General features: G+C 70.8%; 20 protein-coding genes. 4 read left to right on the top strand and 16 right to left on the bottom strand.

Annotated features, from left to right (window positions below):
* Window positions 1-317 precede the first annotated feature (317 nt).
* The 16 genes from IEZ19_RS20120 to rsmH all read right to left on the bottom strand — a co-directional run bounded on the left by IEZ19_RS20120 (window position 318) and on the right by rsmH (window position 18,195).
* Window positions 318-1,532, bottom strand: coding sequence for a DivIVA domain-containing protein (locus tag IEZ19_RS20120; RefSeq protein ID WP_189312618.1), 1,215 nt, complete (start codon window positions 1,530-1,532; stop codon window positions 318-320).
* Between the two features lie 52 nt (window positions 1,533-1,584).
* The gene (locus tag IEZ19_RS20115) at window positions 1,585-1,869 is read right to left on the bottom strand and encodes a YggT family protein (RefSeq protein ID WP_016435858.1); all 285 of its coding nucleotides are present in this window, start codon (window positions 1,867-1,869) and stop codon (window positions 1,585-1,587) included.
* A 50-nt stretch (window positions 1,870-1,919) separates the two neighbouring features.
* Window positions 1,920-2,561, bottom strand: coding sequence for a cell division protein SepF (locus IEZ19_RS20110; RefSeq protein ID WP_189312617.1), 642 nt, complete (start codon window positions 2,559-2,561; stop codon window positions 1,920-1,922).
* A 129-nt stretch (window positions 2,562-2,690) separates the two neighbouring features.
* Window positions 2,691-3,410 (bottom strand): YggS family pyridoxal phosphate-dependent enzyme, encoded by a 720-nt coding sequence (locus IEZ19_RS20105; RefSeq protein WP_189312616.1) that lies wholly within the window; start codon window positions 3,408-3,410, stop codon window positions 2,691-2,693.
* A 6-nt stretch (window positions 3,411-3,416) separates the two neighbouring features.
* A complete protein-coding gene (pgeF, locus tag IEZ19_RS20100; protein WP_189312615.1) occupies window positions 3,417-4,145 on the bottom strand; it encodes a peptidoglycan editing factor PgeF in 729 nt (242 codons plus the stop codon).
* Window positions 4,146-4,155: 10 nt separating this feature from the next.
* Window positions 4,156-5,355: a cell division protein FtsZ gene (gene ftsZ / locus IEZ19_RS20095; RefSeq protein ID WP_189312614.1), complete on the bottom strand. Its 1,200-nt coding sequence runs from the start codon at window positions 5,353-5,355 to the stop codon at window positions 4,156-4,158.
* Window positions 5,356-5,640: 285 nt separating this feature from the next.
* On the bottom strand, window positions 5,641-6,435 hold the full coding sequence (locus tag IEZ19_RS20090; protein WP_189312613.1) for a cell division protein FtsQ/DivIB: 795 nt from the start codon (window positions 6,433-6,435) through the stop codon (window positions 5,641-5,643).
* A 26-nt stretch (window positions 6,436-6,461) separates the two neighbouring features.
* Window positions 6,462-7,550, bottom strand: coding sequence for an undecaprenyldiphospho-muramoylpentapeptide beta-N-acetylglucosaminyltransferase (gene murG, locus IEZ19_RS20085; protein WP_189312612.1), 1,089 nt, complete (start codon window positions 7,548-7,550; stop codon window positions 6,462-6,464).
* A gap of 6 nt (window positions 7,551-7,556) precedes the next feature.
* A complete protein-coding gene (ftsW, locus tag IEZ19_RS20080; protein WP_189312611.1) occupies window positions 7,557-8,921 on the bottom strand; it encodes a putative lipid II flippase FtsW in 1,365 nt (454 codons plus the stop codon).
* 75 nt (window positions 8,922-8,996) lie between these two features.
* Window positions 8,997-10,415, bottom strand: coding sequence for a UDP-N-acetylmuramoyl-L-alanine--D-glutamate ligase (gene murD / locus IEZ19_RS20075; protein ID WP_189312610.1), 1,419 nt, complete (start codon window positions 10,413-10,415; stop codon window positions 8,997-8,999).
* Window positions 10,397-11,467, bottom strand: coding sequence for a phospho-N-acetylmuramoyl-pentapeptide-transferase (gene mraY, locus IEZ19_RS20070; RefSeq protein WP_189312749.1), 1,071 nt, complete (start codon window positions 11,465-11,467; stop codon window positions 10,397-10,399). Before mraY ends, murD begins: the two co-directional genes overlap by 19 nt.
* Window positions 11,467-12,882 (bottom strand): UDP-N-acetylmuramoyl-tripeptide--D-alanyl-D-alanine ligase, encoded by a 1,416-nt coding sequence (locus IEZ19_RS20065; protein WP_189312609.1) that lies wholly within the window; start codon window positions 12,880-12,882, stop codon window positions 11,467-11,469. Before IEZ19_RS20065 ends, mraY begins: the two co-directional genes overlap by 1 nt.
* 4 nt (window positions 12,883-12,886) lie before the next feature.
* Complete coding sequence (locus tag IEZ19_RS20060; RefSeq protein ID WP_189312608.1) at window positions 12,887-14,416, bottom strand: UDP-N-acetylmuramoyl-L-alanyl-D-glutamate--2,6-diaminopimelate ligase; 1,530 nt, start codon at window positions 14,414-14,416, stop codon at window positions 12,887-12,889.
* Window positions 14,417-14,587: 171 nt separating this feature from the next.
* Window positions 14,588-16,591, bottom strand: coding sequence for a peptidoglycan D,D-transpeptidase FtsI family protein (locus IEZ19_RS20055; protein ID WP_308428978.1), 2,004 nt, complete (start codon window positions 16,589-16,591; stop codon window positions 14,588-14,590).
* Window positions 16,592-16,596: 5 nt separating this feature from the next.
* A complete protein-coding gene (gene ftsL, locus IEZ19_RS20050; protein ID WP_189312606.1) occupies window positions 16,597-17,205 on the bottom strand; it encodes a cell division protein FtsL in 609 nt (202 codons plus the stop codon).
* 33 nt (window positions 17,206-17,238) lie between these two features.
* Window positions 17,239-18,195, bottom strand: coding sequence for a 16S rRNA (cytosine(1402)-N(4))-methyltransferase RsmH (gene rsmH, locus IEZ19_RS20045; RefSeq protein WP_189312605.1), 957 nt, complete (start codon window positions 18,193-18,195; stop codon window positions 17,239-17,241).
* Between the two features lie 443 nt (window positions 18,196-18,638).
* Here rsmH and IEZ19_RS20040 point away from each other — a divergent pair, with 443 nt between their 5' ends.
* The 4 genes from IEZ19_RS20040 (at window position 18,639) to IEZ19_RS20025 (ending at window position 24,307) form a co-directional block, all read left to right on the top strand.
* Window positions 18,639-19,187: a beta-class carbonic anhydrase gene (locus IEZ19_RS20040; RefSeq protein WP_189312604.1), complete on the top strand. Its 549-nt coding sequence runs from the start codon at window positions 18,639-18,641 to the stop codon at window positions 19,185-19,187.
* Window positions 19,188-19,426: 239 nt separating this feature from the next.
* Entirely contained in the window at window positions 19,427-20,464 is a 1,038-nt protein-coding gene (locus IEZ19_RS20035; protein WP_189312603.1) for an AAA family ATPase, read from the top strand.
* Entirely contained in the window at window positions 20,464-21,828 is a 1,365-nt protein-coding gene (locus IEZ19_RS20030) for a DUF58 domain-containing protein (RefSeq protein ID WP_189312602.1), read from the top strand. The genes IEZ19_RS20035 and IEZ19_RS20030 overlap by 1 nt, the downstream gene beginning before the upstream one ends.
* 103 nt (window positions 21,829-21,931) lie before the next feature.
* Window positions 21,932-24,307 (top strand): transglutaminase TgpA family protein, encoded by a 2,376-nt coding sequence (locus tag IEZ19_RS20025; protein WP_189312601.1) that lies wholly within the window; start codon window positions 21,932-21,934, stop codon window positions 24,305-24,307.
* Window positions 24,308-24,325 lie beyond the last annotated feature (18 nt).

The raw sequence follows: 24,325 nt of genomic DNA, 5'->3' as shown, positions 1-24,325 counted from the left end.
TCCCCACGCATCACCCGTTTCCAGTCGGCTGGAGGGTGGACGTCCCGTGGGGGCTGAGCACCATCCGCGGCCGACCGTTCGTCCCCGAGCGGTCGGCCGTCCGTCGTGAGCCGTCGCCCGCGAGTGGCCCCCGGAAAAATCTTCATCGGTCCGGGCGTTCGGCGATCCGTGCGTCGGACATGCAGCCCCACACCCGAACACACGCCGCAAAAAACGTGAACACGCGTAGCACAAGGGCGGGGCCCCGGATCGGTATCCGGGGCCCCGCCCTGGTGATGCTGCCGACGCCTACGGCGTGCTGCTGGCCCTCAGGCCGTTCAGTTGTCGTCCTCGTCGATCAGGAAACCGCGCATCGGCGAGGGAGCCTGGCCCATCGGGCCGGGGCCCTGCGGGCGTACCGGCGCCATCGGCTGGGTCATCGCCGGGGACATCGGCTGCTGGCCGCCGTAGGACGGACCGGCAGGGGCGGGGCCACCCATCGTCTGGTTGCCGCCGTAGGACGGGGCGCTCGCGCCGGCCGGGGCCATCGAGGGCGCCGGGGACGGCGGGAGGGACGGCGCCGACGGCGTGCGCGGCGGGGCGAGGGAGTCGTCCGCCTGGGTCTCCAGCTGACGCAGCTGCGACTCGAGGTACGACTTCAGGCGCGTGCGGTACTCGCGCTCGAAGCCGCGCAGGTCCTCGACCTTGCGCTCCAGCGTGGCGCGCGCGGACTCCAGGGAGCCCATGGCGACGCGGTGCTTCTCCTGCGCATCCCGCTCGAGCGCGTCAGCCTTGGCGCGGGCGTCGCGCTCCAGACCCTCGGCGCGGCTGCGGGCCTCACCGACGATCTTGTTGGCCTCGGAGCGAGCCTCGGCGATCGCCTGGTCGGCGGTCTGCTGGGCCAGCGAGAGGACTCGGGCGGCGCTGTCGCCGCCGGGGCCCTGACCGGGGCCGCCCATCGGACCACCCATGGGGCCGCCCATCGGACCACCCATCGGCTGCTGCATGGGGGGCTGACCACCCATCGGGCCCTGGCCCATCGGACCCTGACCCATCGGGCCGGGACCCTGCGGACCCGGACCCTGACCGCCGGGACCGGCGGGCAGCTGCGGGGCACCGCTCGGCAGCTGGGGCGGGCCACCCATGGGGCCGCCCATCTGCTGCTGCGGCGGGCCCGATATGCCGGCGGGCACCGGAGCGCCGGGACCTCGCATCCCCTGCTGCGGCATGCCACCCTGCTGGGGCATGCCACCCTGCTGGGGCATGCCACCCTGCTGGGGCATACCGCCCTGCTGGGGCATACCGCCCTGCTGGGGCATGCCGCCCTGCTGATCCTGCGGCTCCGGGGGTTTGCGCATGTTCTGCTGGTTCTGCGCGGCCGCACGAGTCGCCGCGGCCAGCTTGGCGCGCAGGTCCTCGTTCTCCCGGAGCAGGCGGGTCAGTTCGGCTTCGACCTCATCGAGGAAGGCATCGACCTCGTCCTCGTCATAGCCTTCTCGGAGGCGGACGGTCGTGAACTGCTTGTTCCGCACGTCCTCGGGGGTCAACGGCATCTCTTCACCTCAACGTAGTCGTCGGCATCGGCAAGACGGTAGTTCACATCGCTCACAGCCGGCTCACGATCGAGATCAGGATGTAGACGATGATCATCAGTACGAAGAAGGACAGGTCGAGCGCCACGCCCCCGAGACGCAGCGGCGGAATGAACCGCCGCAGAAGCTTGAGCGGTGGATCGGTGACAGTGTAGGTGGCCTCCAGAACGACCACCATCGCCTTGCCGGGTTGCCATGAGCGGGCGAACTGGAAGACGTAGTCCATGACCAACCGGAAGATGAGCACGATGAGGAAGCACATCAGCGCGATGTAGATGACATCCAGGACCACGCTCATGACCCTTGCTTCCCTCTCCCCTGTTTCCCTGCTCTGACCGGTCGTCCGTCTCAGCTCTGGTTGAAGAACCCGCCCTCTGCGATACGGGCCTTGTCCTCCGCCGTGACATCGACGTTAGCAGGCGACAACAGGAACACCTTCTGCGTCACCCGCTCGATGCTGCCGTGAAGACCAAACACCAAACCGGCTGCAAAGTCGACAAGTCGCTTCGCGTCTGTGTCATCCATCTCAGTCAGATTCATGATCACAGGGGTGCCTTCACGGAAGTGTTCCCCGATGGTACGGGCCTCGTTGTAGGTCCGGGGGTGAAGCGTGGTGATCCGGTAAGGCTCTCGTTCCGACACGACCTTGGGCATGATCACCGGCGCGTTCTTCTCCAGGGAGTGACGTTCTTGTGTGATGGACGACACGGGCGCGATGCGCGCCGGACGCCCGGATTCCGCGGGTAGCGAAGCAGCGTGGGCGACCGGCTCGCGTGGCGCCGGAGGCTGCACCACTCGCACCGATTCATCCCTTTGCGACTGATGTGCACCGTGTGACTGGTGTGACGCTTCGTGTCGTCGATGGTCCCGCTCCGGCTCCGGGTCCAGTTCGGGCTCGAAGTCGTCGTCGGGATCGAATCCCCGGCCGTCGTACCCATCGTCCTCCACGAGGCCGAGGTAGACCGCCATCTTGCGCATCGCGCCGGCCATGCTCTGAGTCCTCCGCTCTGTGGTGGATCTGCTGACGACTGCCAAGTGCCCGCGATCCACGAGGTCGTTGTGCCCGCCTTTCGGCGACATTGACCATATTTTCTGCTGTGGTCCGACTTCTTGGCGACGTTACCCGAGCCTGGGGCGGACTCCGAGTACCGCGGTGCCGACGCGCACATGTGTCGCTCCGGCCGCCACGGCCTGTTCGAGGTCCGAGCTCATCCCTGCAGAGACCATGTTCGCAGCCGGATGGGCTCTGCGCAGGTAGGTCGACAAATCCATCAACCGCTCGAACGCCGCCTGTTGGCGCCCGGCGTACTCCCCGGTGAGCGGAGCGACGGTCATCAGTCCGTCGAGCCGCAGTCCCGGAGCGCCGGCGACGAGGTCGGCCAACTCTTCGATTCCGCCGGGCGCCACGCCACCGCGCTCGCCCCGCCCGGTCTCGCCCGCGTCGAGCGCGACCTGGATGAGACAGCCCACCTCCCGCCCGGCGCGCACCGCCTCCTTCGAGAGTGCCGTGACGAGTCGGGAACGGTCGACGGACTGCACGAAATCCGCGTAATTGACTACGGATCGCACCTTGTTGGTCTGCAACTGACCGACAAAGTGCCAACTGAGGGGCAGATCCGTGCATTCGGCGGCCTTGGGAGCCGCGTCCTGGTCCCGGTTCTCGGCGACATGGCGCACACCGAGTTCCGACAGGATCCGCACATCGCTCGCCGGATAGGTCTTGGTGACCACGATCAGGGTCACCTCTTCCCGCTTACGCCCGGCCGCCGCGCACGCGGCAGCGATGCGCTCCTCCACCTTCGCCAGATTTCCGGCGAGTTCGCCCTTACGGTCCGTCATGCCCCATCAATCCAGCCACACATAGCCCGCGAGCCGCCCGGTGGTGCGGTCGCGGCGGTACGAGAAGTGATCGCGCGACTCCAGCGTGCACACCGGCGACTGCTCCCGGTCGCGCACCCCGAGCCGGTCGAGCTGCGCGTGCACTCCGGCGCTCACGTCGACGGCCGGCGTGCCCCAACTCGTCTCGGAGTGCGCCGCCGGCTCGACGGCGCTCACGTCGGCGCGCATTACCTCCGGCACCTCGTAGCACCGGCCGCAGACAGCGGGCCCGGTGCGGGCGATGATCCGGGCCGGGTCCGCGCCCAGTTCCATCATCGCGCGTACGGCGGCGGGGACGACCCCGGCGACCAAGCCGGGCCGGCCCGCATGGGCCGCGGCGGCGATCCCCGCGACGGGGTCTGCGAGCAGGACGGGTACGCAGTCGGCGGTGAGGACGGCGAGGGCGAGGCCCCGCCGCACCGTGACGATCGCGTCGACCTCCGGTACCGGCCGGTCCCCCCATGGCCCATCCACCTCGGCCACGTCCGCGCCGTGCACCTGGTTCATCCAGACGACGTGCGCCGGGTCGAGGCCCAGCGACTTGGCGGCCAGTTCCCGGTTGGCCCGTACGGTGCCGGGGTCGTCGCCGACCGCGCCGCCGAGATTGAGCTCCTCGTACGGAACGGCGCTCACCCCGCCCCACCTGTCGGTGAAGGCGAAGTGCGCGCCGTTCACGGTGTCGCGCTGAGTTATCACGTCAGGAGGATCACTTAAGGAAGTCCGGCACGTCCAGTTCCTCGGCCGCGCTGTCCGCGTAGGTCCGCGGCGACGGCGGGATCGACGGGGCGACCGGGGGCTCGTTCACCGCGGAGGGGACGGGCTCCAGGTCCTCCTTCGGGGTCACGCTGCCGAGCGAGCCGAAGGACGGGCGGCTCTCGGGCTGCCGTACCGGAGCGGGCTCGTCGCGGCGGCCCGAGGACGCGGCCGAGCCGATGACGTTCTCCCGGCGGGCGGGCGGCTGGCCACCGTCGAAGCCGGCCGCGATCACGGTGACCCGGACCTCGTCGCCGAGGGCGTCGTCGATGACCGCGCCGAAGATGATGTTGGCCTCGGGGTGGGCGGCCTCGCTGACCAGCTGGGCGGCCTCGTTGATCTCGAAGAGACCGAGGTCGGAGCCGCCGGAGATGGACAGCAGCACGCCGCGGGCGCCGTCGATGGACGCCTCGAGCAGCGGCGAGGAGATCGCCATCTCGGCCGCGGCCACCGCGCGGTCGTCGCCGCGGGCGGAGCCGATGCCCATGAGGGCCGAGCCGGCCTCGGACATGACCGACTTCACGTCGGCGAAGTCGAGGTTGATCAGACCCGGCGTGGTGATGAGATCGGTGATGCCCTGGACACCGGAGAGCAGGACCTGGTCGGCCGACTTGAAGGCGTCGAGCACCGAGACCTGGCGGTCCGAGATGGACAGCAGCCGGTCGTTGGGGATGACGATGAGGGTGTCGACCTCTTCGCGGAGTTCGGCGATGCCGTCCTCGGCCTGGTTGGCGCGGCGCCGGCCCTCGAAGGTGAACGGGCGCGTGACCACGCCGATGGTGAGGGCGCCCAGGGAGCGGGCGATGTTGGCCACGACGGGCGCGCCGCCGGTGCCGGTGCCGCCGCCTTCACCGGCCGTCACGAAGACCATGTCGGCCCCCTTGAGGACCTCCTCGATCTCCTCGCGGTGGTCCTCGGCGGCCTTGCGGCCGACGGCCGGGTTGGCGCCGGCGCCAAGTCCGCGGGTGAGTTCGCGGCCGACGTCGAGCTTGACGTCGGCGTCGCTCATCAACAGCGCCTGCGCGTCGGTGTTGATGGCGATGAACTCGACGCCCTTGAGACCGACCTCGATCATCCGGTTGATGGCATTGACACCACCGCCGCCGACACCGATGACTTTGATGACTGCGAGGTAGTTCTGCGGTGCTGCCACGTCGAAGGCCTCTCGCCTCGAGTTACGTGTCGCCGGGCCTCCGAAGCTCTGCGCTCCGCGATCCGACGACGGATGCCGAATGGGACGGTCCGAACGCCGACCCGAACCCTAACGCTGAAGTTTAGGGTTACCAGTGTGTCTGTTCCTTGAAGTCTTCTGAACAGGACACTAAGTCGACAAGTGGCGCACGTTCAACGAACACGCCGAACCTCCCGTTTTTCTTTTCACCCTATGTGATCAGCCATAGCAGCGCCCAACCAGGGTGCTGGCCTGCGCTGATGTGCGTCAACTCCCCGATGACGCAGGGGCGGTGGGAACGCTGACGTCGAAGTGCCGCGCACCGGACGCCGCTTTCATGAGCGCGGTGAGCGTACGGGCCTTGGCGCGACCGTTCTCGCCACTCCCCCACGCAACCGTACGGCCGCCGCTCAACTCCAGCGAGATGTCGTCGTACGAAAGGACCTTGACGGCTCGGGTGTCGCGGGCGACCGCGGCCGGAATGGCACCGGCGACGCGCACCGCCTCCCGCACGAGCCGGTCGGTTCCGAATCGGCGCAGGCTCGCGGTCGCCGAACCCGACCGGGAGGCGCTCAGTTCCAGCGTGGGAACGCCTTTCGGCGCCTGCCCAACCGTGGCGAACCGCACACCGTCGTCGTCCACTTCGAGGAACTTCCCGTCCGTGCGGACAACGAGAACCGGGGTGCGTTCGACGACTTTCAGCCCGATTCCGCCGGGCCACGAGCGGACCACGTCGGCCGTGTCGATCCGGGGCAGTTTCCGCCGCAGCCGGTCCTCGATCGCGCCGGTGTCGACCGAGACGAGCGGTGCCCCGACCGGCACTTCGGCGGCTTCGCGCACCTGCGCGGGCGTCAGGACGTCGGTGCCGGAGACCGTCACGCGCTTCACGCGCAGCCACTGGGAGCCGTACAACAGCCAGACGGATCCGGCTCCGAGGAGGACGAGGGCGACGGCCAGGATGACGATCGTACGAAGGCGGAGTTTCCTCAACCGCCGGGCGGGCGGCGGGCCGGACGACTCCTGCTGGCGTTCACCGCGCTCGGCGGTGGTCGGTCCGGCCACGCTCTCTGCCCTTTCGTCATACGGTCCTAGCGGTTCGAGGCGATCGCCTCGTACACCATGCCGACGAGCAGCTCGTCGGCGTCCCGGCGGCCGAACTCCGCGGCGGCGCGGGACATCTCGTACAGCCGGTGCGGATCGGCGAGTACGGGCAGGACGGTCTGCTGCACCCACTCGGGCGTGAGGTCCGCGTCGTCGACGAGGAGTCCGCCGCCCGCCTTCACCACCGGCTGGGCGTTGAGCCGCTGTTCGCCGTTGCCGATGGGCAGCGGGACGTAGGCGGCGGGCAGTCCGACGGCGGAGAGTTCGGCGACGGTCATTGCGCCCGCGCGGCACAGCATCATGTCGGCCGCGGCGTACGCAAGGTCCATCCGATCCAGGTAACTTACCGGGATGTATGGGGGCATTCCCGGCATCTGGTGCACCTGCGGCAGTTCGTTCTTCGGGCCGACCGCGTGCAGGATCTGGACTCCGGCCTGCTGCAGCCAGGGGGCGACCTGCTGCACGACCTCGTTGAGGCGGCGGGCGCCCTGCGAACCGCCGGAGACCAGCAGCGTGGGCAGGTTGGGGTCGAGGCCGAAGCGGGCGCGGGCCTCGGGGCGGGCGGCGGCGCGGTCCAGCGTGGCGATGGAGCGGCGCAGTGGGATGCCGATGTAGCGGGCGCCCCGCAGCTTGCTGTCAGGCGTGGAGACGGCGACCTGGGCCGCGTACCGCGAGCCGATCTTGTTGGCCAGGCCGGGGCGGGCGTTGGCCTCGTGGATCACGATCGGCACACCGAGGCGCTTGGCGGCCAGGTAGCCGGGCAGGGCGACGTAGCCGCCGAAGCCGACGACGGCGTCCGCCTTGGTGCGCTCCAGGACCTGCTCGGCTGCCTTGATCGTGCCGCGCAGCCGGCCCGGGACGGTGATCAGCTCGGGGGTGGGCTTGCGCGGCAGCGGCACAGCCGGGATCAGCGCGAGCTCGTAGCCGCGCTCCGGGACGAGCTTGGTCTCCAGGCCGCGCTCCGTGCCCAGGGCCGTGATCCCCACGGTCGGGTCCTGCCTGCGCAGGGCGTCCGCGAGGGCGAGCGCGGGCTCGATGTGGCCCGCGGTACCCCCGCCGGCGAGTACGACATGCACCGAAATTCACCGCTCTCCGGACGGACGCGCCACCGGGGCACGCCGTCGCATCGTGTTCCATCTCCGGGGTTCCCGGTCAACCACAGCACCCCCGGCTCCCCGCTTTCTACCAAAGCGGGGTTGCCGCATCGCAAGCGCCGCCCGCGCAGCGGGCTCGTCTCGCGCGAAGGCGATCAGCAGCCCGATGGCGAACATGGTCGGCAGCAGGGCGGAGCCCCCGTAGGAGAACAGCGGGAGGGGGACGCCGGCGATCGGCAGCAGACCGAGCACCGCACCGATGTTGATCACCGCCTGGGCGGTGATCCAGGTGGTCACGCCTCCCGCGGCATACCTCACGAAGGGGTCCTCCGTGCGTCCGGCCACGCGGATACCCGCATAGCCTAGAGCCGCGAAGAGGGCGAGGACCGACACCGTCCCTGCGAGGCCCAGTTCCTCACCGGTGACGGCGAAGATGAAGTCCGTGTGGGCTTCGGGCAGTTGTCCCCATTTTTCCACACTCGCGCCGAGACCGGAGCCGAAAAGTCCGCCGGACGCGAGGGCGTAGATGCCGTGCACGGCCTGCCAGCAGCTGTCGCCCGGGCCGGGGTCGGTGGCGCCGATGCACCGCAGGCGGGCCATCCGGTTCGGGCTGGATTTGATGAGGATCACACCGATCGTGGCGGCGACCGCGAGCACACCGGCGAACAGCCGCGTCGGCGCCCCCGCCAGCCAGAGCAGGCCGAACAGGATCGCCGTCAGGATGATCGCCGTACCCATGTCGCCGCCGAGCATGATCAGCCCGAGCAGCAGGAAGGCGGCCGGGACCAGCGGCACCAGCATGTGCTTCCACTGGGTCAGCAGCTTCTTGTCCTGCTTGCGCGCGAGCAGGTCCGCGCCCCACAGGACCAGTGCGAGCTTGCCGAACTCGCTGGGCTGGATCTGGAAGGAACCGCCGAGCGAGATCCAGTTCTGGTTGCCGTTGACCGACATCCCTATCCCCGGGACCTGCACCAGGGCCATGAGGAAGACGGCACCCGCGAGGATCGGGTAGGCCAGCGCACGGTGCAGCTTCACCGGCATACGGGAAGCGGCGAACAGCAGCCCGCCGCCGATGACGGCGGCCAGGAACTGCTTGCGGAAAAAGTACGATCCGGGCAACGACAGCTGGAGCGCGGTGATCTGGGAGGCCGAATAGACCATCACCAGACCCAGTACGGTGATCAGCAGACTGCCGCCGAGGATCAGGTAGTACGCGGTCAGCGGCCGGTCCCAGGCCTTGTGCGCGCGGACGTAGAACCGTCGTACGGCGCTCTCGCGCGGCGTCCGGGAGACCGGCGGCCGCTTGACGGTCCGCTGCGCGGGGGCCCGGCCGCCGGTGCGGCTACCGGCCATCGTCGTCTCCGCTGCAATCCGTCGGCCTGGACGATCGCACGCGTCCCTCCCAAGGTCGCCCGGCAGGCGGCCGGGTCAGGCTTCGAGTTCGCGAACCGCCTGCGCGAACGCGTCACCACGCTTGTTGTAGTTGGTGAACATGTCCATGGAGGCGCAGGCCGGGGCCAGCAGCACCGTGTCGCCGGCGACGGCGAGGCGCCGGGCTTCCTGGACCGCCTGGAGCATCGCCCCAGTGTCGGTCCGGTCGAGGTCGACCACGGGTACTTCCGGCGCGTGTCGCGCGAGGGCTTCGCGGATCAGCGCGCGGTCCGCGCCGATGAGGACCGCGCCCCGAAGCCGCTTCGCCGACCTGGCGACCAGCTCGTCGAAGGTCGCCCCCTTGGCCAGACCGCCGGCGATCCACACGATGGACTCGTACGCCGCCAACGAGGCTTCCGCCGCATGCGTGTTGGTGGCCTTGGAGTCGTCGACGTACGCGACACCGTCCACGTCGGCCACGTGCGCGATGCGGTGCGCGTCCGGCGTGAAGGCCCGCAGTCCGTCGCGTACGGCCGCGGCGGGCACCCCGAAGGCACGCGCGAGGGCCGCCGCGGCAAGGGCGTTGGCGATGTTGTGCGGGGCGGGCGGGTCGACGTCGGAGACCTCGGCGAGTTCCTGGGCGTTCTTCTGCCGGTTCTCGACGAAGGCGCGGTCGACCAGGATGCCGTCCACGACACCGAGTTGGGAGGGACCGGGCGTGCCCAGGGTGAACCCGATGGCGCGGCAGCCCTCTTCGACGTCGGCCTCCCGCACCAGGTCCTCGGTGAGCTTGTCGGCGACGTTGTAGACGCAGGCGACCCGATTGCCTTCGTAGACACGGCCCTTGTCGGCGGCGTAGGCCTCCATGGAGCCGTGCCAGTCGAGGTGGTCGGGTGCGAGGTTGAGGACGGCGGCGGAGTGGGCGCGCAGAGACGGCGCCCAGTGGAGCTGATAGCTCGACAACTCCACGGCCAGGACGTCGTACTGCTCGTCGCCGAGGACGGCGTCCAGCAGTGAGACGCCGATGTTGCCGACGGCCGCCGTGCGCAGGCCCGCCGCCTTGAGGATGGAGGCCAGCATCTGGACGGTCGTGGTCTTGCCGTTGGTACCCGTGACGGCGAGCCAGGGCGCGGCGTCGGGGCCGCGCAGCCGCCAGGCGAGTTCGACGTCGCCCCAGACCGGGACGCCCGCCTTCCGGGCCGCCGTGAACAGCGGCTTGTCCGGCTTCCAGCCGGGCGCGGTGACGATCAGCTCGGTGCCCTCGGGCAGGGTCGCCCCGTCACCGAGGCGCACGGTGACACCGAGCGCCTCCAGTTCGGCCGCCTGCGCCCGGGCCCGCTCGTCGTCGCCGTCGTTGACGACCGTGACGACCGCGCCGAGGCCGTGCAGGACCTTGGCCGCCGGTACACCGGAGACGCCGAGTCCGGCGACGGTGACGTGCTTCCCCTGCCAGTCGGTCACTTGTCTGCTGCCCATCCCGCGTAGAAGAGACCCAGTCCGACAATTACACAGATGCCCTGAATGATCCAGAATCTGACCACCACGAGGACTTCGGACCAGCCCTTGAGTTCGAAATGGTGCTGGAGTGGTGCCATCCGGAAGACGCGCCTGCCGGTGAGCCGGAAGGAACCGACCTGGATGACGACCGACATGGTGATGAGGACGAACAGGCCGCCCAGGATGGCCAGCAGCAGCTCGGTGCGGGAGCAGATCGCGAGACCCGCGAGCACACCGCCGAGCGCAAGCGAACCGGTGTCGCCCATGAAGATCTTCGCCGGCGAGGTGTTCCACCACAGGAAGCCCAGGCAGGCACCCATCAGCGCCGAGGACACGACCGCGAGGTCGAGCGGATCGCGTACCTCGTAACAGGCGCCCGGGTTGGTCAGGGTCGTCGCGTTGGCGCAGGACTCCTGGAACTGCCAGACGCCGATGAACGTGTAGGCGCCGAAGACGAGCACGGAGGCGCCGGTGGCGAGACCGTCCAGACCGTCGGTCAGGTTCACGCCGTTCGACATCGCGAGGATCATGAACAGCGCCCAGACGACGAACAGCACCGGGCCGATCGTCCAGCCGAAGTCCGTGATGAACGACAGCTTGGTGGACGCCGGGGTGTTGCCGCGGGAGTCCGCGAACTGCAGGGAGAGGACGGCGAAGGCGATACCGCCGAGCAGTTGTCCCGCCATCTTCGCCTTGGCCCGCAGACCCAGCGAACGCCGCTTGACGATCTTGATGTAGTCGTCCAGGAAGCCGACCAGACCCATGCCCGTCATCAGACCGAGCACCAGCACCCCGGAGAAGGTCGGCGCGTATCCGGTGATCACCTTGGACAGGAAGTACGCCGCGATCGTCGCCAGGATGAACGCGATGCCGCCCATGGTCGGCGTGCCGCGCTTGCTGGCGTGCTCGCGCGGGCCGTCGTCGCGGATGTACTGGCCGTAGCCCTTGCGCGCGAGGAGCTTGATCAGCAGCGGTGTGCCGATCAGGGTCAGGAAGAGACCAATGACTCCCGCGAACAGGATCTGCTTCATCATCGGGCGGCGACCTCACCCTCGGCACCGGTCGCGAGCAGCGCCTGCGCGACGCTCTCGAGGCCGACCGAACGGGACGCCTTCACGAGTACGACGTCTCCCGGGCGCAACTCGCTGCGCAACAGGTCGACAGCCGCCTGTGCGTCGGACACGTGCACCGACTCCTCACCCCACGAACCCTCGTTATATGCGCCCAGTTGCAGCCAGGACGCTTCCCTGTCCCCGACCGCGACGAGCTTGCTGACGTTGAGCCGGACGGCGAGCCGTCCGACCGCGTCGTGCTCGGCGAGCGCCTCGTCCCCGAGCTCGGCCATCTTGCCGAGCACCGCCCAGGTCCGCCGCCCCTGGCCCATGGCCGCGAGCGCGCGCAGGGCCGCTCGCATGGACTCTGGGTTGGCGTTGTAGGCGTCGTTGACGATGGTCACGCCGTCCGGGCGCTCGGTGACCTCCATCCGCCAGCGGGAGAGGGTGCCCGCCTCGGAGAGCGCGGTGGCGATCTCTTCCGCGGACATGCCCAGCTCATGGGCGACGGCGGCCGCGGCGAGCGCGTTCGACACGTGGTGCTCACCGTACAGGCGCATGGTCACATCACTTGCACCGGAGGGTGTGTGAAGCCTGAAGGAGGGCTGTCCGCTGTCCGTGAGTCGCACGTTCTCGGCGCGTACGTCCGCTTCGGCCGACTCTCCGAAAAGGAGCACCTTCGCCTTGGTACGGGAGGCCATGGCCCGGACCAACGGGTCGTCGGCGTTGAGGACGGCGACTCCGCCCGCGTCCGCCGCGGGCAGTGCCTCTACGAGTTCGCCCTTCGCCTGCGCGATCTGCTCGCGCCCGCCGAACTCGCCGATGTGGGCGGTGCCGACGTTCAGGACGAGGCCGATCCTCGGAGGCGTCAGACCGGTGAGGTAGCGGATGTGGCCGAGGCCGCGGGCGCCCATCTCCAGCACGAGGAACTTCGTCTCCTCGGTGGCGGACAGGGCGGTCAGCGGCAGCCCGATCTCGTTGTTGAACGAGCCGGGCGTGAACACGGTCGGTGCCTTGCGCCGGAGCACCTGGGCCACGAGGTCCTTGGTGCTGGTCTTGCCCGCGGAGCCGGTGAGGGCGACGAGGGTGGCGCCCAGACGCCGTACGACGTGCCGGGCGAGGGCGCCGAGTGCGGTCTGCACGTCGGCCACGACGATCGCGGGCACGCCGACGGGGCGCGACGCCAGTACGGCGACCGCGCCCGCTTCGACGACCTGCTGTGCGAAGTCGTGGCCGTCCACGCGCTCTCCGGCGAAGGCGGCGAAGAGGCTGCCGGGTTCCACCTCACGGGAATCCCGGACGACCGGTCCGGTGACCTGCACGGACGGATCCGGTATGTCGTGCGTCTGCCCGCCGACGACTGCTGCGATCTCGGCGAGAGAGAGGGCGATCACAAGTTCATCCCTGGGTCTTCTGGATAGCTTCGCGGAGCACCTGGCGGTCGTCGAACGGACGGACCACTCCGGCGATGTCCTGGCCCTGCTCATGGCCCTTGCCCGCGACCAGCACGGTGTCCCCGGGCTGTGCGCGCGCGACGGCGGCGGCGATCGCGGCGGCCCGGTCCTCGAACAGGAGCACCTCGCCGCGTTCGTGTACGGGTACGGACGCGGCGCCCTCGAGCATGGTTGCAAGGATCGCGAGGGGGTCCTCGGAGCGGGGGTTGTCGGAGGTCAGTACGGCCGTGTCGGCGAGCCGGGCCGCGGCGGCGCCCATCGGGGAGCGCTTGGTCCGGTCGCGGTCACCGCCGCAGCCGAGGACGACGTGCAGATGTCCCTTGGTGACCTTGCGCAGGGCCTTGAGGACCGATTCCACGGCGTCGGTCTTGTGCGCGTAGTCGACGACCGCGAGGTACGGCTGCCCGGCGTCCACGCGCTCCAGCCGTCCCGGCACTCCCGGCACGGCGGCGACGCCGTCGGCGGCGGACTGCGGGTCGAGGCCGGCGGCGGCCAGGGCGACGATCGCGGCGAGGGTGTTGGCCACGTTGAAGGGGCCCGGCAGCGGCGACTTGGCGGCGATGCGCTCGCCGCCGGGGCCGAGCACCGTGAACGTCGAGTCCATGGGGCCGATGTGCACGTCCTCGGCGCGCCAGTCGGCGTCGGGGTGGCCCTCGGCGGAGAAGGTGACGACCGGGACGGTGGCCTCCTCGGCGAGCCTGCGGCCGTACTCGTCGTCGAGGTTGACCACGCCCCGTTTGCTGCGTCTCGGCGTGAACAACTGCGCCTTGGCCCGGTAGTAGTCCTCCATGTCGGAGTGGAACTCCATGTGTTCCGGACTGAGGTTGGTGAAGACGGCGATGTCGAAGACGCAGCCGTCGACCCGGCCGAGGACCAGGGCGTGGCTGGAGACCTCCATGGCGACCGCCTCGACACCGCGTTCGCGCATGACGGCGAACAGGGCCTGCAGGTCGGTGGCTTCGGGGGTGGTGCGCTCGGACTTGATGCGCTCGTCGCCGATGCGCATCTCGACGGTGCCGACCAGGCCGGTGGACTTGACCGTCCTCAGGCCGCCCTCGACGAGATAGGCGGTGGTGGTCTTGCCCGAGGTGCCGGTGATGCCGATCTGGAGCAGATACTCGCCGGGGCGGCCGTAGATGGTGGTCGCGAGTTCGCCCATCCGTCCACGCGGGTCGTCGGCCACCAGGACCGGCAGTCCGCTCGCGGCGGCGCGTTCGGCGCCGGCCGGGTCGGTCAGCACGGCGACCGCGCCGAGACCGGCGGCCTGGGTGACGAAGTCGGCACCGTGCACGCGGGCGCCGGGGAGGGCGGCGTACAGGTCACCGGGGCGGACGGCGCGCGAGTCGTGGGTGATCCCCGTGACCTCGACGCGTCCGCCCGGCGTGTCCGGCGCGGCGGCTCCCAGCTGATCGGCGAGCTCCGTGAGGGGTGCGGCGGAGACGTGAACCGGTCGTGGCGGCCCCGGGTAGGTCACGGAAGCGCCCTTCTGGGTGGTTTGGGACTGATCAGCTTGTGGCACGGCGGTGAGCGTACCGGGCTCGGCCGCTCGTGAGCGAAGCGAGGGCGTGGACGGGGCGTGGTTCCCGGGGTCGGGAGTGATCGTTGTCACGGGCTGTTTCCTGGTGGTCGTTCCCGGTGGTGCTGATCAGGGCTTGTAGGTGACGGGCAGATTCGCGGGCGGGGCTCCGGTGGGCGGGATCTGGAGGGTCTTGAGGGCGAACTCCATCACCTGCTTGTAGACGGGGCCGCAGATCTGGCCGCCGAAGTAGCTGCCCGAGGTGGCGTTCTGGATGGCGCAGTAGACGGTGATCCGGGGCTTGTCCGCGGGTGCGAATCCGGCGAACGACGAGGTGTAGCCGCGGTACTTGCCGGTGGCCGGATCCACGCGGTTGGCGGTGCCCGTCTTGCCGGCGACGCGGTAGCCGGGGATGCGCGCCTTGGTGCCGGTGCCCTCCTGGTCGTCGACCACGGACTCCAGCATCTGTGCGACGGTCTTCGCCGTCTTCGCGCTGACCACCCGGGTCTTCTTGGGCTGCGCGGCCGGGGTGAAGCGCCCGTCCGCGCCCCGCTCGCCGCGGATCAGGGTGGGCTCGACACGGACGCCGCCATTGGCGATCGTCGAGTAGACGGAGGCCGCCTGCACGGCGTTGAGCGACATACCCTGGCCGAAGGGGATCGTGTACTGCTGCGACGTGGACCACTTGTCGGCGGGCGCGAGGATACCTCTGGTCTCGCCGGGGAAGCCGAGTCCGGTGTAGCTGCCGATGCCGAACTTGTGCAGGTACGAGGCGAGGACCCTGTTCGCCTCAGGCTGCGTTTTCCCGAGCTGTCCAGTGGCCAGGATGGTGCCGATGTTGCTGGACTTGGCCAGCACGCCGTTGAGCGTGAGGTACCAGGTGGCGTGGTCGACGTCGTCCTGGAAGAGCCGGTCGCCGCGGTGCAGCCGGTTGGGCACGACGACGTGCGTGAACGGTGTGGCCGCGTTCTCCTCGAGGACGGCCGCCATCGACATGACCTTGGCGGTGGAGCCGGGTTCGTAGGCGTCCTGGAGGGCCGCGTTGCCGAGGGCGTTGGGGTCGGCCTTGGTCAGGTCATTGGGGTCGAAGCCGGGCGCGTTGGCCATGGCGAGGATCTCGCCGGTGCGGGTGTCCTGGACGATCACATAGCCGCGGTCGGCCTTGGACTTCTTCACCTGCTCGCTGATGGCGTTCTGCGCGGCCCACTGGATGTCGCGGTCGATGGTCAGCTCGACGTCGGAGCCGGGCACCGCCGGGGTCTCGGTGGAGCCCGCGGTGGGCACCTCGCGGCCGCCGGACTGGGCGTAGCGGATCTTGCCGTCCTTGCCGGAGAGCTTCTTGTCGAGCTGCTGCTCGATGCCGCCGCCGCCCTTGCCCTCGGCGTTGACCCAGCCCAGTATCCCGGCGGCGAGGTCGCCGTTGGGGTACACGCGCTGGCTGCTGGGGTCGGAGAAGACGCCGGCGAGGACGTTGACGGTGGACTTGTCCTTCTGCGCCTTCTTGGCGAGCGCGGTCTTCAGGTCCTTGATCTGCTTCCAGACCTGCGGGGTCTGCCGCCCGGCGAGCTTGACGTAGCGGACGCCCTTCTTCTTGGGCCGCAGCTTCCGGACGAGATCGGCCTGGCCCTGGCCGAGGATCGGCGCGAGGAGGGCGGCGGCCTGCTCGGGGGCGTCGTCGATGCCGAGCTGCTCACGGGTGAACATCGTCGGGTCGGCCGTGATGTCGTCGGCGTCCTCGCTGATCGCGAGGGCCACGCCGTTGCGGTCGCTGATCCGGCCGCGCTCGGCGGCCAGGGTGTGCACGACGTACCGGTTCTGGTCGGCCTTGGCGGCGTAGGCGCTCGCGTCGACGGCCTGGACCTGGAGCAGCCGTACGACGAAGGCGAGCAGCACCAGGGTCAGCGCGAGGCTGACCAGCCGCAGCCGGGGGCGGGGGCTGCCCAGCCGGAGGGGAGGCGGACCCGCGGGCCTCCGGCCGGGCGGACGCCGGGCCGGCCGGGCGCCCGGACCGGGTCGCCGGCCGCCGCCACTGCCGGCGCGCCGGGGGTCCGCCCGGTCCGCGCGGGGCCGTGGATTCGCGGACGGCCTGGCCGGGCCTGGCACCCGGCGGCGCGGTGGTTCCCTGTCGGACACTTCCGTCACCTGCCGGGGGTCTTGGTCGTGGCGGGTTGTGCGGGGGTGGTGGCCGTGGCCGGCGCCGCGGGAGTGGTGGTCGAGGCGGGCTGTGCGGGCGCGGTGGGCGCGGTGGGAGTGGTGGTCGGGGTGGGCGCGGTGGGCGCGGTGGGCGCCGCGGGAGTGGTGGTCGGGGTGGTCCGGGGTTGCCCGGTCGGGGCCGCCGAGACGGTGATCGCCTCGGGGACCGTGGGCCGCGACACGCGGGTGGCCGCCGCCTGGCTCGGGACGCCCTTGACCGTGCCGTCCGGGCCGAGGAAGGCCGGGTCGCCGCCGGGGACCATACCGAGCTCGCGGGCGCGGCGCTGGAGGGCGTCCGGAGCGGAGTAGGCGTCGATGTCGCGCTGGAGCGCCTGTTCCTCGTCGGTGAGGTTCTTCGTCTGCTTCTGCAGGTCGTCGAGCCGGAACGAGCCTTCGCTGAGCGCCGAGTTCAGGACCAGCAGCGTGATCAGGCCGCCTCCGAGGAGCAGGACGACGAGAAGGACGAACGGGGTGCGGCCCGCCTGTGCCCGGCCGGCCGGGAAGAGCCGTGCCAGCCGGGCGGCCCTCCCCCTCAGTTCGGGTTTCCTACTCACATGCCCTCCGGTGAGTCCAAAGACCCAACTGGCTCACTCGGCGTCCTCCCTGATGCGCTGGGCCCCGCGCAGCCGGGCCGGAGCCGCCCGCCGGTTCTCGGCGACCTCCTCCTCGGTGGGAAGTTCGGCACCGCGTGTGAGCAGCTTGAGCCGGGGCTGGTACTGCTCGGGCACCACCGGCAGACCCGGCGGCGCGGTGGTGGCGGCACCGGCCGCGAACACCTGCTTGACCAGGCGGTCCTCGAGCGAGTGGTACGACAGGACGGCGATGCGTCCGCCCACGGCGAGGGCCTTCACCGCGGCGGGGATCGCCCGCTCCAGCACGGACAGCTCGCCGTTGACCTCGATGCGCAGGGCCTGGAAGGTGCGCTTGGCCGGGTTGCCGCCGGTGCGCTTGGCGGCCTGCGGGAGCGCGTCCCGGATCAGCTCGACCAGCCGCGCGCTGGTGCGGAACGGCTCCTTCTCGCGCTCGCGCACGATCGCGGCGACGATCCGCTTGGCCTGCTTCTCCTCGCCGTAGGCGCGCAGGATGCGCACCAGTTCGCCGGCCGGGTAGGTGTTGAGGACGTCGGCGGCGCTCATGCCCGTCGTCTGGTCCATGCGCATGTCGAGGGGCGCGTCCTGGGCGTAGGCGAAGCCCCGGTCGGCCTCGTCGAGCTGCATGGAGGAGACCCCGAGATCGAACAGGACGCCCTGCACGCGCGCGATGCCGAGCCGGTCCAGTACGTCCGGCAGCTCGTCGTAGACGGCGTGCACCAGGGTGGCGCGCTCTCCGTAGGGCGCGAGCCGTTCCCCGGACAGGCGCAGGGCCTCCTTGTCACGGTCGAGGGCGACGAGCCGGACGTCCGGGAACCTGGTCAGCAGCGCCTCGCTGTGCCCGCCGAGGCCCAGGGTGCAGTCGACGACGACCGCTTCGGGCCGCTCCAGGGCGGGCGCCAGCAGGTCCAGGGACCGCTGGAGCATCACCGGGACGTGTCGACGCTCGCTCAAGGGGGCCTCTCAGGTCCGGCACGCCGCGTACGCACCGCCGGGTCCCCACCCTCCCCCAGCCAACGCTGGAAGGTGCCCCTGGAAGGGGAGGCCTGCCGGCGAGAGCGTCAGCCGACCGGGAGCGGAAGGAGGCCGAGCCGTACGTACGGGCCGCGCACGTGGGGAGACGGTCCGCGCCGGTGGCGGGGTCTCCGGGGGAAATCAGTCCAGCAGGGAGAGTCTCGCCTCCCGCTTCGCGTCACTTTAGTCCACCCTGTCTCGCGGTCAATCAACCGGCCTGCGCGTCGCGCAGCGGAGTGCGGGCGGAGCGTCGAATCCCAAAGAATCACCCGTTCAGAGCAGTTTTATCCTCCCTGTGGGTTAGCTCACAACAAGGCGCGATGACGTTCTTTGTCCCCTCTCACAGCGGGCCCGGAACACACGTGACCAGTACGGTCGTGAGTATGACGACTTCTGCAGCAGTTCCCACCGGTCCCGAGGACGCCATAGCGGGCGACGGCGCCGTCACGGACCGTCTCGTAGAGGCCAACCAGCAGTACGCGGCCGCGTTCTCCGACCCGGGCATGGACGCCCACCCCGTCCTGCACGTCGCCGTCGTGGCCTGCATGGACGCCCGTCTCGACCTGCACGCCGCGCTCGGCCTCGAGCTCGGCGACTGCCACACCATCCGCAACGCGGGCGGTGTCGTCACCGACGACGTGATCCGCTCCCTGACGATCAGCCAGCGCGCGCTCGGCACCCGCAGCGTCGTGCTCATCCACCACACCAACTGCGGTCTCGAGTCCCTCACCGAGGACTTCCGGCACGAACTGGAGATGGAGGTCGGCCAGCGCCCCGCCTGGGCGGTGGAGTCCTTCCGGGACGTCGAGCAGGACGTACGGCAGTCCATGCAGCGGGTGCGCACCTCGCCGTTCCTGCTGCACACCGGCGACGTACGCGGGTTCGTGTTCGACGTCAGGACGGGTCTGCTGCGCGAGGTCGACCCGGCCTGACGCGTCCGGCCACCCGTCAGCAGCCCGCCGTCCGGCGTCCGAAGGCCGGACAAAAAAGCCGTAAGACCGACATAGTGCGGGCAGTTGTCCACAGGCGAGTGACACGAATCGGTAACGGCGGCAAGAATGCGGGTGTGGCGTCACGCGGAACTTTCCACGCGTGGTGTCCGTGTTTCGGGGTGGGCCGGTCCGCATCGCAGAGCGTCGGCCCGGAGCAATAACGGGCCGAGGAGGGCCGGGTGACGACCTATGACGATCGAGCGAGCCTTACTGATCTGACTGCCACTGTGGAACGGGTCCGCAGTTCGGTGGAAGGAGTGATCGAGGGCAAGCCCGAGGTCGTACGGCTTTCGCTGACCGTGCTGCTCGCCGAGGGGCATCTTCTGATCGAGGACGTCCCCGGCGTGGGCAAGACGATGCTCGCCAAGGCGCTGGCACGGTCGATCGACTGCTCGGTGCGGCGTATCCAGTTCACGCCCGACCTGCTGCCCTCGGACATCACCGGTGTGTCCATCTGGGACCAGCAGCGCCGGGACTTCGAGTTCAAGCCGGGCGCGATCTTCGCGCAGATCGTGATCGGCGACGAGATCAACCGCGCTTCGCCCAAGACCCAGTCCGCGCTGCTGGAGTCGATGGGGGAGCGCCAGGTCACGATAGACGGGCAGACCTATGAACTGCCCAGCCCGTTCATGGTGGTGGCCACGCAGAACCCGGTCGAGATGGAGGGCACCTACCCGCTGCCCGAGGCCCAGCGCGACCGCTTCATGGCCCGTGTCTCGATCGGTTACCCCAGCCCGGACGCCGAGTTGCAGATGCTCGACATCCATGGCGGGGCCAGCCCGCTCGACGATCTCCAGCCGGTGGCGCACGCGCACGAGGTCCTGAAGCTGATCGAGGCGGTCCGCGGCGTGCACGTCGCCGACACCGTCCGGCGGTACGCGGTGGACCTGGTCGCCGCCACGCGCACGCACCCCGACCTGAGACTCGGCGCCTCCCCGCGCGCGACGCTGCACCTGCTGCGCGCGGCGAAGGCGTCGGCGGCCCTCAGCGGCCGGGAGTACGCGCTGCCGGACGACGTCCAGGCCCTCGCCGTGGCGGTGCTGGCGCACCGCCTGCTGCCCACCGCACAGGCCCAGCTCAACCGGCGTACGGCGGAGCAGGTCGTCCAGGAGATCCTGCAGCGCACCCCGGTGCCCGCGGCGCCGCAGCAGAGCGGCTTCGGCGGCCTGGGCCGGGGCGCCACCGCGTTCGGCCAGCAGCCGCCCCGGAGGCTGTGATGAGCACCGGGGGGACGGGGCAGGCGGAGGCCGACCGCGGGGAGAAGGGCGGTGTCCGTACGGCCCTGGCCGGGCTGACCACGCGTGGGCGCTCCTTCCTCGCGGCCGGTGTCGCGGCGGCGATCTGCGCGTACGTCCTCGGCCAGAGCGATCTGCTCCGGGTCGGGCTCCTGCTGGCCGCGCTGCCCCTGATCTGCGCGGCCGTGCTCTACCGCACGCGCTACCGGGTGGCCGGCAGCCGCCGGCTGTCGCCCTCGCGGGTGCCGGCGACCAGTGAGGCCCGCGTCCATCTGCGGATGGACAATGTCTCGCGACTGCCGACCGGTCTGCTGATGCTCCAGGACCGGGTGCCGTACGTGCTCGGGCCACGGCCCCGCTTCGTCCTGGACCGGGTGGAGCCGGGCGGCCGCCGCGAGGTGTCCTACCGGGTCCGCTCGGACCTGCGCGGGCGTTATCCACTGGGGCCGCTGCAGCTGCGCCTCACGGATCCGTTCGGGATGTGCGAGCTGACCCGCTCCTTCTCGACGTACGACACGCTGACGGTCATCCCGCGCGTGGAGGCGCTGCCGCCGGTGCACCTGAGCGGCGAGGCGAAGGGGTACGGCGACGGGCGGCAGCGCTCGCTCGCACTGGCGGGCGAGGACGACGTGATCCCGCGCGGGTACCGGCACGGCGACGACCTGCGCCGAGTGCACTGGCGGTCCACCGCGCGCTACGGCGAGCTGATGGTGCGGCGCGAGGAACAGCCGCAGCGCGCTCGCTGCACGGTGCTGCTCGACACGCGGGGCATCGCCTTCGCGGGCGCGGGCCCGGAGTCGGCGTTCGAATGGGCCGTGTCGGGCACCGCGTCGGTGCTGGTTCACATGCTCGAACGCGGCTTCTCGGTACGGCTGCTGACCGACACCGGCAACTCGGTGCCCGGGGAGGGCGCCGACGGGTTCGCCGGCGCCAGTCAGGAGACGGCGGACGCGGCCGGGCTGATGATGGACACCCTCGCGGTGATCGACCACTCGGACGGCACGGGCCTGTCGCGGGCGTACGACGTGCTGCGCGGCGGCAACGAGGGGCTGCTGGTGGCGTTCCTCGGCGAGTTGGACGAGGAGCAGGCCGCGGTGGTCGCCAAGATGCGCCAGCGAAGCGGCGGCGCCGTCGCGTTCGTCCTGGACCCCGACACCTGGGTGCGGGAGCCGACCGACGTGCCCGGCCCGGAGGACCGGCACGAGGAGCGGCTGCGGATGCTGCGCGAGGCGGGCTGGACGGCCGTGAGCGTGCCCCGCGGCGGCGCCCTGACCGAGCTGTGGCGCCTGGCGGATCGAGAACGCACGACCGCGACGGCGGGCAGCACCGGGGAGGCACGACCGTGAACGGACGTACACGCGGACACGACCTCCGGGCCGGAGTACGGCCGCGGGGGCGGGAGACAGGCATATCGCCCGCGGCCTCGGTCAGGGACTCGGAGGTGTCCTCATGAGCGGGCGGGCACGGCTGGCGCTGGTCGCCGCTGCAGCCACGATGATGGCGGCGTGCGCGCTGCTGCCGTTGGTCTCGCCGATGACGTGGTTCTTCCAGGCGGCGTTCCTGGTGGCGGTCCAGACAGGGGTCGGGGCGGCCGCGCGGCGGGTGCCGCTCGCCCGATGGCTGACCGTGACGGCGCAGGCTCTCGTCACGCTCGTCCTGCTGACCCTGTTCTTCGCGCGCGAGCACGCGATCCTCGGGTTGATACCCGGCCCCGACACCTTCCGGTTCTTCGCCGATCTTCTCCAGCAGGGCTCGGACGACGTGAGCCGGTTCGCGATCCCGGCTCCGCTGTCCGACGGGATCCGGCTGCTGCTCGTCGGCGGTGTCGTGCTGATCGGGCTGATCGTGGACACCCTGGCGGTGACCTTCCGCAGTGCGGCCCCGGCAGGCCTGCCGCTGCTCGCCCTGTACTCGGTCGCCGCCGGTCTGTCCGACAGTGGCATCGACTGGCTCCTGTTCCTGATCGCGGCCGCCGGCTATCTGATGCTGCTGCTCTCCGAGGGGCGGGACCGGCTCTCGCAGTGGGGCCGGGTCTTCGGCGGAGCGCCCCGCGCTCCGGGCGACACGAGCGGCGGCGTGGTGGCGCCGGTGCGCACCGGGCGCCGGATCGGCATGGTGGCGCTCTGCGTCGCCCTGCTGCCGCTGCCCGCGGTCCAGGGCGGCCTCCTGGCCGGCGCGGGGACGGGCGTCGGCGCGGGCAACGGGTCCGGCGGGACGATCTCCGCGGTGAACCCTCTGGTGTCACTGCGCGACAGCCTGAACGTGGACGAGGACCGCCAGGTCATGTCCCTGAAGACCGACACGAACGACATCTCGGACCTGTACCTGCGGATCGTGTCCCTGGACGACTTCGACGGCACCACCTGGAAGCCGACCCAGCGGCACATCGTCGACGTGCCCAACCCGATACCGACGCCGGTCGGCCTGGGCCAGGGCATCAAGCGCACCGAGGTCAAGACGGTGATCTCCGCGGCGGACTGGTACGCGCAGGACTGGCTGCCGATGCCGTATCCGCCGAGCAAGGTGAGGATCGGCGGCAAGTGGCGCTACGAACCGCTCGGCATGACGCTCGTCGGCGACCACGGGCAGACGACGCGCGGTGTGACGTACCAGGTCACCAGTCTGGACGTGCAGCCGACCGCGGAGCAGCTGGCCGACGCGCCCGCGCCGCCCGCCGCGGTGGAGCGCGAGTACACGAAGGTGCCGTCCTCACTGCCGTCGGTGGTGGCCAGGACGGCCAAACAGATCACCGAGGGCGCGACGAGCCACTACGACGAGGCGGTCAAGCTCCAGGACTACTTCGCGGTGACCGGCGGCTTCCAGTACGACACCCAGGTCCAGGTCGGCCGTGGCCCCAACGCCATAGCGAACTTCCTGAAGCGGAAGGAGGGCTTCTGCGTCCACTTCTCCTTCGCGATGGCCGCGATGGCCCGCACGCTGGGCATACCGGCCCGGGTGGCGGTCGGCTTCGCGCCCGGTAGCCCGCAGGCGGACGGCACGGTGTCGGTCGGTCTGCGCGACGCGCACGCGTGGCCCGAGCTGTACTTCGAGGGCGTGGGCTGGACCCGCTTCGAGCCCACCCCGACCCGGGGCACCACGCCGGCGTACACCCAGACCGACACCCCCGGCACCGCCCTCCCGGACACCGGGCGCCCCTCGCAGTCGGCGTCCGCGCTGCCCTCGGCGGAGGCCTCGCCGAGCCAGAGCTGCTCGGCGCTGGACCGGAAACGGGAGGCGTGCGACAGCCCGTCGCCGCAGGCCCTCGCGAACGGCGGTGGGGGCGGCCCGAAGCTGTGGGAGCTGGCCCTGTGGGCGCTGGGCGGGCTGGCCGTACTGGCGATCCCGTTGTCGCCGCTGCTGTGGCGCAGGCGGATGCGGGCCGTGCGGCTGGGCGCGCACGCCCGGACCGAGGAGGGCGCGGCGGCCCACATGCTGGCAGTGTGGGAGGAGTTGACCGACACCGCCTGGGACGTGGGCATCCTGCCGGACGACTCGCAGACACCGCGCAAGGCGGCCGCCCGGATCGTCCGCCTCGGCCACCTCGACCCGGTGGCGGGGGCCGCGGTGCACCGCGTGGCGAGCGCGGTGGAGCAGGTCCTCTACGCGCCGCGACCGCACCCGACGCCCGGCCTGGCGGAGGACGTGCGCCAGGTGATCCCCGCGCTCGTCGCCGAGGTCGGCAGGGGCGCACGTCTGCGGGCCCTGCTCGCCCCGCGGTCCGTGGTACGCGTGGCGTGGGCGGTGTCGGTGTGGTGGGCAGCGCTCAAGGAGCGCGCGACGGCATCCCGACCGCACCTGCGGAAGCCGTCGAGGCAGCAGGGCTGAGGCCCCCACCGGGTTCGG

This window comes from Streptomyces brasiliensis, from assembly GCF_014647875.1.
Taxonomy (GTDB): domain Bacteria; phylum Actinomycetota; class Actinomycetes; order Streptomycetales; family Streptomycetaceae; genus Streptomyces; species Streptomyces brasiliensis.
This window is presented reverse-complemented; position numbering and strand designations above follow the sequence as displayed.

Coding starts and splice junctions, on each gene's coding strand:
- IEZ19_RS20120 (WP_189312618.1), bottom strand. CDS start 1,532: ATGCCGTTGACCCCCGAGGACGTGCGGAACAAGCAGTTCACGACCGTC.
- IEZ19_RS20115 (WP_016435858.1), bottom strand. CDS start 1,869: ATGAGCGTGGTCCTGGATGTCATCTACATCGCGCTGATGTGCTTCCTC.
- IEZ19_RS20110 (WP_189312617.1), bottom strand. CDS start 2,561: ATGGCCGGCGCGATGCGCAAGATGGCGGTCTACCTCGGCCTCGTGGAG.
- IEZ19_RS20105 (WP_189312616.1), bottom strand. CDS start 3,410: ATGACGGACCGTAAGGGCGAACTCGCCGGAAATCTGGCGAAGGTGGAG.
- ftsW (WP_189312611.1), bottom strand. CDS start 8,921: ATGGCCGGTAGCCGCACCGGCGGCCGGGCCCCCGCGCAGCGGACCGTC.
- murD (WP_189312610.1), bottom strand. CDS start 10,415: ATGGGCAGCAGACAAGTGACCGACTGGCAGGGGAAGCACGTCACCGTC.
- mraY (WP_189312749.1), bottom strand. CDS start 11,467: ATGAAGCAGATCCTGTTCGCGGGAGTCATTGGTCTCTTCCTGACCCTG.
- IEZ19_RS20040 (WP_189312604.1), top strand. CDS start 18,639: ATGACGACTTCTGCAGCAGTTCCCACCGGTCCCGAGGACGCCATAGCG.
- IEZ19_RS20030 (WP_189312602.1), top strand. CDS start 20,464: ATGAGCACCGGGGGGACGGGGCAGGCGGAGGCCGACCGCGGGGAGAAG.
- IEZ19_RS20025 (WP_189312601.1), top strand. CDS start 21,932: ATGAGCGGGCGGGCACGGCTGGCGCTGGTCGCCGCTGCAGCCACGATG.